Below are 7,083 nucleotides of genomic sequence, written 5' to 3' on the forward strand. Positions count from 1 at the left end.
GCGGCCGGCCTGGGCTGGGCCGGCGAGCGGCTGGTGCGCGGCAGTGCGGTCGGGGAGGCGGCGGTCGTCGCGGCGGCCACGTGGAGCGTGCTCGGCGGCACCTCGCTCGCGCGTGAGGGGGCCGCGATGTCGGGGCTGCTGCGCGAGGGCGACGTGACCGGGGCGCGCCGCCGGCTGTCACACCTGTGCGCGCGGGACGCGAGCGGCCTGGAACCCGGCGAGCTGGCCCGGGCGAGCGTGGAGTCCCTGGCGGAGAACACCTCCGACGCGGTCGTGGCCCCGCTGCTGTGGGGTGCCGTGGCGGGGGCGCCGGGCCTGCTCGGCTACCGCGCGGTGAACACGCTGGACGCGATGGTGGGCTATCGCTCGCCGCGGCACCACCGCTTCGGCTGGGCCGCGGCCCGGCTGGACGACCTCGCCAACCTCGTCCCCGCCCGGGTGGCGGCGCTGCTGGCGACGGCGACGGCGCGGTTCGTCGGTGGCCGGGGCGGCGACGCGTGGCGGGTGTGGCAGCGCGACGCCGCGGCGCACCCGAGCCCGAACGCCGGCCCGGTCGAGGCGGCCTTCGCCGGAGCGCTGGGCGTGAAGCTGGGGGGCGTGAACCGGTACGGCGACACCGAGGAGGACCGTGGCGTGCTCGACGGTGGCCGAGAGGTGCGGGTGCGTGACCTGCGCCGCGCGGTGACCCTGTCACGGGCCGTGTCCGTGTCGGCGCTCGCGGTGGCGGTCGTCATCGCTGCCGGGGCCGGGAGGCGACGTGGCTAGGGGGCTGCTGGTCGCCGGGACCACCTCCGACGCGGGCAAGAGCCTGGTCACCGCGGGGCTGTGCCGCTGGCTGGCCCGGCAGGGCGTGCGGGTGGCGCCGTTCAAGGCGCAGAACATGTCCAACAACTCGATGGTGTGCGCCGACGGGTCGGAGATCGGCCGGGCGCAGTGGGTGCAGGCGGTGGCCGCGCGGGCCGTGCCCGAGGCGGCGATGAACCCGGTCCTGCTCAAGCCCGGCTCGGACCGGCGCTCGCACGTGGTGCTCATGGGCCGGCCGTTCGGCGAGCTCCGGGCGGGGGAGTGGGCCAAGGGACGAAAGGTGTTGGCGCAGAAGGCGTTCGAGGCGTTCGAGGACCTCGCAGGGCGCCACGACGTGGTCGTGGCCGAGGGTGCCGGCAGCCCGGCGGAGATCAACCTGCGCGAGGGCGACTACGTCAACATGGGCCTGGCCCGCGCGGTCGACCTGCCGGTCGTGGTCGTCGGCGACATCGACCGCGGCGGGGTGTTCGCCGCGATGTACGGCACGCTCGCCCTGCTCGACGAGGCCGACCAGGCGCACGTGCGCGGCTGGGTCGTCAACAAGTTCCGCGGCGACCTCGGCCTGCTGCAGCCGGGGCTGCGCATGCTCGAGGAGCGCACCGGGCGGCCGGTGCTCGGGGTCCTGCCCTTCCTGTACGACGTGTGGCTGGACTCCGAGGACGCCCTCGCCATCGCGGGGTGGTCCGGTGGGGCCGGCGGGGCGGGCGGGTCCGGAGGGGACGGCGCGCGGGCGGCGGGGGCGACCCTGTCGGTGGCGGTGGTCCGTTTCCCGCGGGTCTCCAACGCCACCGACGTGGACGCACTGGCCGCCGAGCCCGGGGTCGACGTGCGCGTCACCGCCGACCCCGACGTCGTCGCGGGCGCCGACCTCGTGGTGCTGCCCGGGACCCGCGCGACGCTGTCAGACCTGGCGTGGCTGCGGGAGCGGGGTCTGGCCGACGCGGTCCTGGCCCGGGCCGCCGCGGGCCGTCCGGTGCTCGGGATCTGTGGTGGCTACCAGATGCTCGCCGAGGTGGTCGACGACTGCGCCGCCGTCGAGTCGCGTTCTGCCACAACGGTTCCCGGCCTCGGGCTGCTGCCCACGCGGGTGACCTTCGCGCCGGAGAAGACCTTGGGGACGCCCCGCGGTGAGTGGCGCGGGCAGGAGGTCACGGCATACGAGATCCACCACGGGAGTGCCACGCTGACGGCGGACGCGACCGGGGTGAGCCCGTTCCTCGACGGGTGGAGCCGGGGCTCGGTGCACGGCACGACGTGGCACGGGGCGTTCGAGTCCGACGGCTTCCGGCGCGCGTTCCTCACCGAGGTAGCACGGCAGGCCGGGGTCGCCTGGGCGCCGCAGACCAGCGCGCCGGGTTTCGCCGCGCGGCGCGAGGCGATGCTGGACCGGCTCGCCGACGCGGTCGAGGAGCACCTCGACACCGCGGCGCTCGGCGCGGTGATGGGCCTCGACGGCTGAGCCCGGCGGGCGTCCCGCCGCTCAGGCCGGCGGCTTGACCGCCAGCACCGGGCACTCGGCCTCGAGCAGGATCTGCTGCGCCGTGCTGCCGGTGATGAGCTTGCCGACGGGGGAGCGGCGGCGCAGGCCGATGACGATCAGGTCGGCGCCGACCTCCCGGGCCGCGGCGAGGATGGAGTCGCCGGCAGCGGTGTCCTCGGTGGGCTGGCGGACCTCGTGGGGCACGCCGGAGGCCGCGAGCTGCTTCTCCAGGGCGTCGAGGTCGCGGCCCTCGGCGAAGTTGGGGTCGGCGTAGTTGCCGTGGTGCACGGCGTTGACGACGACGAGCCGGGCGTCGTCGCGCTGCGCCTGCGCGATGGCGGCGTCGACGGCCGCCAGGCCCTCGGGGGTGGGGATGTAGCCGGCGAGAATGATCACGGGACGGGCTCCTTCGTCGGGGTCAGTCGGGCCAGGTGGACAGCCTCACCGTGAATCCTGCCGGATCCGACCACATCTCGACGCGGTCGCACAGCATGCGGGCAAGCCAGAGCCCGCGGCCCGAGGCGGCCAGGCCGTAGGGATCCTCCGGCAGGTAGCCGGCGAAGTCGTCCGCGAAGCCCGACCCGTGGTCGCTCACCGTGCAGGCCAGTCGCTGCGGCTCGGCCCACAGACGCACCCACACCGGCGGCAGGCCGTGCACCAAAGCGTTCGCGGCCACCTCGCTGAACGCGGCGATGAACTCCTCCGAGGCCTCAGGGTCGGTGCCGACCAGCCGCATGGCCCGGCGGAAGTCCTCCCGCAGCTGGGACAGCGCCATCCGGTCGTGCAGCACCGCGCGCATCGACGGGGTCGCCTCGATCTGCTCGTCCGCCGGCGGCATGGCCCGGTTGAACGCATCGGGGTCGAGGTAGTCGTGGTTCGGCTCCCAGGCCGTGCCCGAGCGCACCCGCGGGTGGGTCATCCGCCCGTAGCGGAGGGCCTGCTCCGGGAGCCGGCGCGCGTCATACAGGCACAGGGTGGTCAGCGGGAACGCGGCGAGAGCACGGTTGACGTAGGCCTCGTAGCGCGCCCACTCCTGCCACAGGAGCGGGTTCTGGCCGAAGTCGGTGTCGCTCACCAGCCAGACGCGACTCACGCCTTCCTCGAGGGCGTCCTCCATCATCCGGCGGTAGCCGTCGAGGGCCATCGTGCTGCGGCGGTACTGCCCGCCGCCGGGGAGCAGCTGCAGGCGGTTGTCGCCGAGGGCGTCGGAGAGGAGGCCGCACTGGTGCTCGTTGCAGACGGCGACGGCCGCTCCGCCACTTGTCAGCCCCTCGCGCAGGAACGGCACGGCGGCCGCGAGGAGCTCGTCGTCGGAGGCGTGGATGAGGGCGTTGTGCGCCAGGCCCTCGAGGGCCGGGGTCATGGCCGGCCCGTGACCACCGCGACACCCGGCATCTCGTCGACCCCCATGAGGTGCAGGGTGCGGTCGACGACCGGTTTCGGTGCCACCAGGACCACGCCGCCACCGCCGCGACGGAAGCGCTCGGTGGAGCGGGCCAGCGCCCGGCAGCCCGCGACGTCGATGAAGTCGAGGTCGCGCACGTCGAGCCAGAGCAGGTCGTCCTCGGGGTTGGCGGCGCCGGGCTCGCCGTGCGGCCCGGTCGCCTGCTGGAGCACCGCCTCGAGCACCCGGTCGTTGCTGAGGTCGACGCTGCCGACCAGGCACAGACCGCTCTCCGCGGGCGTGCTGCGCAGCTGGGTCTCGCGCAGGCCGCCGAGGTGGGAGCCGGTGGCGCGGCGCAGCCACCAGCCGGTGGTGCTGCCCTGGTCGTACTGGCACAGCGCGGACACCGGCCGGGTCGCGCAGAGCACGTCCATGGCGTCCTCGTAGTGCTCGTAGTCGTCCTGGGCCACCTTGCTCAGCGCCACGCGGGCCTCGGCGGACAGGCGGACGCGGCGGAACCCCTCGTCGAGGGCCCGGTCCACGAGCGCCGCCTGCCCCTCGCGGGGGTAGAAGTCGCCGACCGGCAGGACCACGAGCCGACCCTCGTCCACCGCCGTTGAGGTGTCGAGGCCGCGCTGGTGCAGGACCCCGAGCAGGCTGCGCTCCGGGGACTCCTCGGGACGCTCGGCGTAGATGACCCGCTCGTCGGACTCGAGGCCGTGCCGGACCCACTCGGCCACCGCGTCGCCGCGCTCGGCCTCGCTGCGGTGCAGCAGGAGCAGGTGACCGTCCCAGCCGACGGCGGGCGTGCCCTGAGTGGCGGTCGCCATTGCACGAGGGTACGCCTGCCGGGGGAGCCCGGGACAGGGTGCGGATAGGCTCGCCGGACACCTTCGACGGTGCGGCAGGAACTCCGGTGCCGGCCACGCGGTATGCCGTGTGGTCCAGTCCGGGGCGGTCCCGCCACTGTGGGCGCGTTCGCGCGTGAGCCAGGAACTGCGGCCGTCGACCGAGATTGACCTTTGACCCGAGGCGTGGACACCTCGAGGAAGGCCGGTGCCGTCGTGCGCTTGACAGACCCCACCCCACAGTCTCGACCTCAGGTGGAGAGTCAGGGTGACCCTCTGGTGGACGGTGCGGGCGGGCGGGCCGTCACGCTGGTCGGGATCGGCGCGGACGGCTGGGCCGGGCTGGCCTCGTCCGCGCGGGGGGCGCTGGGGTGCGCCGGGGTGGTGCTGGGGGCGCGCCGCCAGCTGGACCTGCTCCCTGAGGACGTGCAGGCGCTCCGGGTCGCCTGGCCCACGCCCCTGCGCCCTGCGCTCGGCTGTCTCGTGGCCGAGCACCGCGCGGCGGGGCTGGTGGTGCTCGCCAGCGGCGACCCGATGTGGTTCGGCATCGGCCGGGCGCTCGTCGAGGAGCTGGGGAGCGAGGCGGTGCGCGTGGTGCCCCACCCCTCCTCGGTCTCGCTGGCCTGCGCCCGGCTGGGGTGGCCGGTGGAGGACACGACGGTGGTGAGCGCGGTCGGTCGCCCCGTGTCGGCGGTGGCTCGTGAGCTCCACGACGGGGTGCGGCTGCTGGTCCTCAGCGCCGACGCCTCGACGCCGGCGGCGGTAGCAGACCTGTTGCGGGACAGGGGTTTCGGTGCCAGCGAGGTCGTCGTGCTCGAGCAGCTGGGCTCGACCTACGAGCAGCGGGTGGAGGGTGTGGCCGCCACGTGGGTGGCTCCGCCGGGAGCGGCGCTGAACGTCGTGGCGGTGGGCTGTCGGCGCTCTCGCGAGGGGACCGTGGAGCCGCGCCTGTCGCTGGTTCCGGGCCTGCCGGACGAGGCGTACGACCACGACGGCCAGCTGACCAAGCGGGAGGTGCGGGCGGTGACCCTGGCGGCGCTCGCCCCGGCGCCGGGAGAGCTGCTCTGGGACGTCGGAGGCGGGTCAGGCAGCATCGCGATCGAGTGGCTGCGCTCGCACCGCACCTGTCGTGCCGTCTCGGTCGAGACCCGCCCTGACCGCGCGGCGCGCATCATCGGGAACGCCGCTCGTCTGGGCGTGCCGGGGTTGCGGGTCGTGACGGGTGCGGCGCCTGGGGCCCTTGATGGCCTGCCGGCGCCGGATGCGGTGTTCGTCGGTGGCGGCCTCACCGCCCCCGGTCTGCTGGAGGCCTGCTGGTCCGCGTTGCGCCCCGGCGGCCGGCTGGTCGCCAACACCGTCACGCTGGAGTCCGAGGCACTGCTCGCCCGGTGGTACGCCGCCCACGGAGGGGAGCTGACCCGGGTGGCGGTCTCGCATGCGGTGCCGGTCGGCGGGTTCACCGGCTGGCGCGCAGGGATGCCGGTCACGCAGTGGGCGGTCGTGAAGCCGGTGGCCCGATGACCGTCCACTTCATCGGCGCCGGCCCCGGCGCCGCCGACCTCATCACGGTGCGAGGGCAGCGGATCGTCGCAGCCTCGCCGGTCTGCCTGTATGCCGGGAGCCTGGTGCCACCCGAGCTGCTGGCCCAGTGCCCGCCCGGTGCCCGCCTGGTGGACACCGCGGGACTGGACCTGGACGAGATCACGGCCGAGCTCGTGGCCGCCCACGAGGCCGGGCTGGACGTGGCCCGGCTGCACTCCGGTGACCTGTCGATCTACAGCGCCGTGGCCGAGCAGGTGCGCCGGTTGGACGCGGCGGGCGTGCCCTGGGAGATGGTGCCGGGCGTGCCCGCGTTCGCCGCCGCGGCGGCGGCCCTGGGCCGGGAGCTGACCGTGCCCACTGTTGGGCAGAGCGTGGTCCTGACCCGGCTGGCCCAGCGCGCGACCGCGATGCCGGACGGGGAGGACCTGGCGACCTTCGGCCGAAGCCGCGCCCTGGTCGTCCTGCACCTGGCGACGCACCTGGTCGACCAGGTGGTGGCCGAGCTGGTCCCGCACTACGGGGCGCAGTGCCCGGCGGCCGTGGTGGCGATGGCCAGCCGGCCGGACGAGGTGGTGCTGCGCGGCACGCTGGCGGACATCGCCGGTCAGGTCCGCGAGGCCGGCATCCGGCGCACCGCCGTCATCCTCGTGGGCCGGGTGCTCGGGGCCGAGCAGTTCGGCGACAGCTACCTGTACTCACCCGGCCGGGAGCGCAGCGGCGACGGGCCTGGTGCGTGCGCCCCCGGTCACGAGGAGTCGTGAGGGTCGTGGGTGGTCCGAGCGGGCCGCCGACCTCACCCGGGACCCGGATCGTCACCCTGGCGGGAGGGCCATCTGCGCTCGAGAGGTATGCCGGGTCGGTGCGTCCAGTCTGGTCGGTGCGGTCACTCTGGTCGGTGCGGTCGGCCCGGTGGGCCCGGTCAGCGTGGTCGGCGCGGCCGGCCCGGTCGGTCGGGTCAGCGTGGTCCGCGCGGCGCGGCCCGGCCGAGGATCGCGCCGCCGCGGTCGATGCAGATCGCGTCCACA

Annotated in this window: 7 protein-coding genes and 1 riboswitch; of the genes, 4 read left to right on the forward strand and 3 right to left on the reverse strand. The window is 75.2% G+C overall.

All coding sequences use genetic code 11. The annotated features are described in order from the left end of the window. Together cbiB and VF825_RS08695 are read left to right on the forward strand one after the other, a co-directional pair. The coding region (gene cbiB, locus VF825_RS08690; RefSeq protein ID WP_331112249.1) for an adenosylcobinamide-phosphate synthase CbiB at positions 1-765 on the forward strand (765 nt) is incomplete at its 5' end. Continuing rightward, entirely contained in the window at positions 758-2,263 is a 1,506-nt protein-coding gene (locus VF825_RS08695) for a cobyric acid synthase (protein WP_331112251.1), read from the forward strand. The genes cbiB and VF825_RS08695, both read left to right, overlap by 8 nt. Before the next feature lie 21 nt (positions 2,264-2,284). Here the strand turns inward: VF825_RS08695 and VF825_RS08700 are convergent, their stop codons facing one another. The 3 genes from VF825_RS08700 to VF825_RS08710 are packed head-to-tail and all read right to left on the reverse strand — an operon-like array spanning position 2,285 to position 4,498. Then, entirely contained in the window at positions 2,285-2,680 is a 396-nt protein-coding gene (locus VF825_RS08700) for a universal stress protein (RefSeq protein WP_331112254.1), read from the reverse strand. Between the two features lie 22 nt (positions 2,681-2,702). Continuing rightward, on the reverse strand, positions 2,703-3,647 hold the full coding sequence (locus VF825_RS08705) for a sensor histidine kinase (protein WP_331112256.1): 945 nt from the start codon (positions 3,645-3,647) through the stop codon (positions 2,703-2,705). Beyond that, positions 3,644-4,498 carry an MEDS domain-containing protein gene (locus tag VF825_RS08710; protein ID WP_331112257.1) on the reverse strand — a complete coding sequence of 285 codons (855 nt, stop codon included), beginning with the start codon at positions 4,496-4,498 and terminating at the stop codon, positions 3,644-3,646. Before VF825_RS08710 ends, VF825_RS08705 begins: the two co-directional genes overlap by 4 nt. Before the next feature lie 50 nt (positions 4,499-4,548). After that, positions 4,549-4,689: riboswitch (cobalamin riboswitch) on the forward strand. 106 nt (positions 4,690-4,795) lie between these two features. Here VF825_RS08710 and cbiE point away from each other — a divergent pair. Further along, entirely contained in the window at positions 4,796-6,037 is a 1,242-nt protein-coding gene (gene cbiE, locus VF825_RS08715) for a precorrin-6y C5,15-methyltransferase (decarboxylating) subunit CbiE (protein WP_331112259.1), read from the forward strand. Further along, complete coding sequence (cobM, locus tag VF825_RS08720; protein WP_331112261.1) at positions 6,034-6,819, forward strand: precorrin-4 C(11)-methyltransferase; 786 nt, start codon at positions 6,034-6,036, stop codon at positions 6,817-6,819. Before cbiE ends, cobM begins: the two co-directional genes overlap by 4 nt. Positions 6,820-7,083: the final 264 nt, after the last annotated feature.

The sequence above is a fragment of the Oryzihumus sp. genome, from assembly GCF_036391795.1.
In the GTDB taxonomy this organism is placed as follows: Bacteria; Actinomycetota; Actinomycetes; order Actinomycetales; family Dermatophilaceae; genus Oryzihumus.

Excerpts from the sequence above, each read along its gene's own strand:
- VF825_RS08705 (WP_331112256.1), bottom strand. The coding sequence starts at position 3,647 with ATGACCCCGGCCCTCGAGGGCCTGGCGCACAACGCCCTCATCCACGCC.
- VF825_RS08710 (WP_331112257.1), bottom strand. The coding sequence starts at position 4,498 with ATGGCGACCGCCACTCAGGGCACGCCCGCCGTCGGCTGGGACGGTCAC.
- cobM (WP_331112261.1), top strand. The coding sequence starts at position 6,034 with ATGACCGTCCACTTCATCGGCGCCGGCCCCGGCGCCGCCGACCTCATC.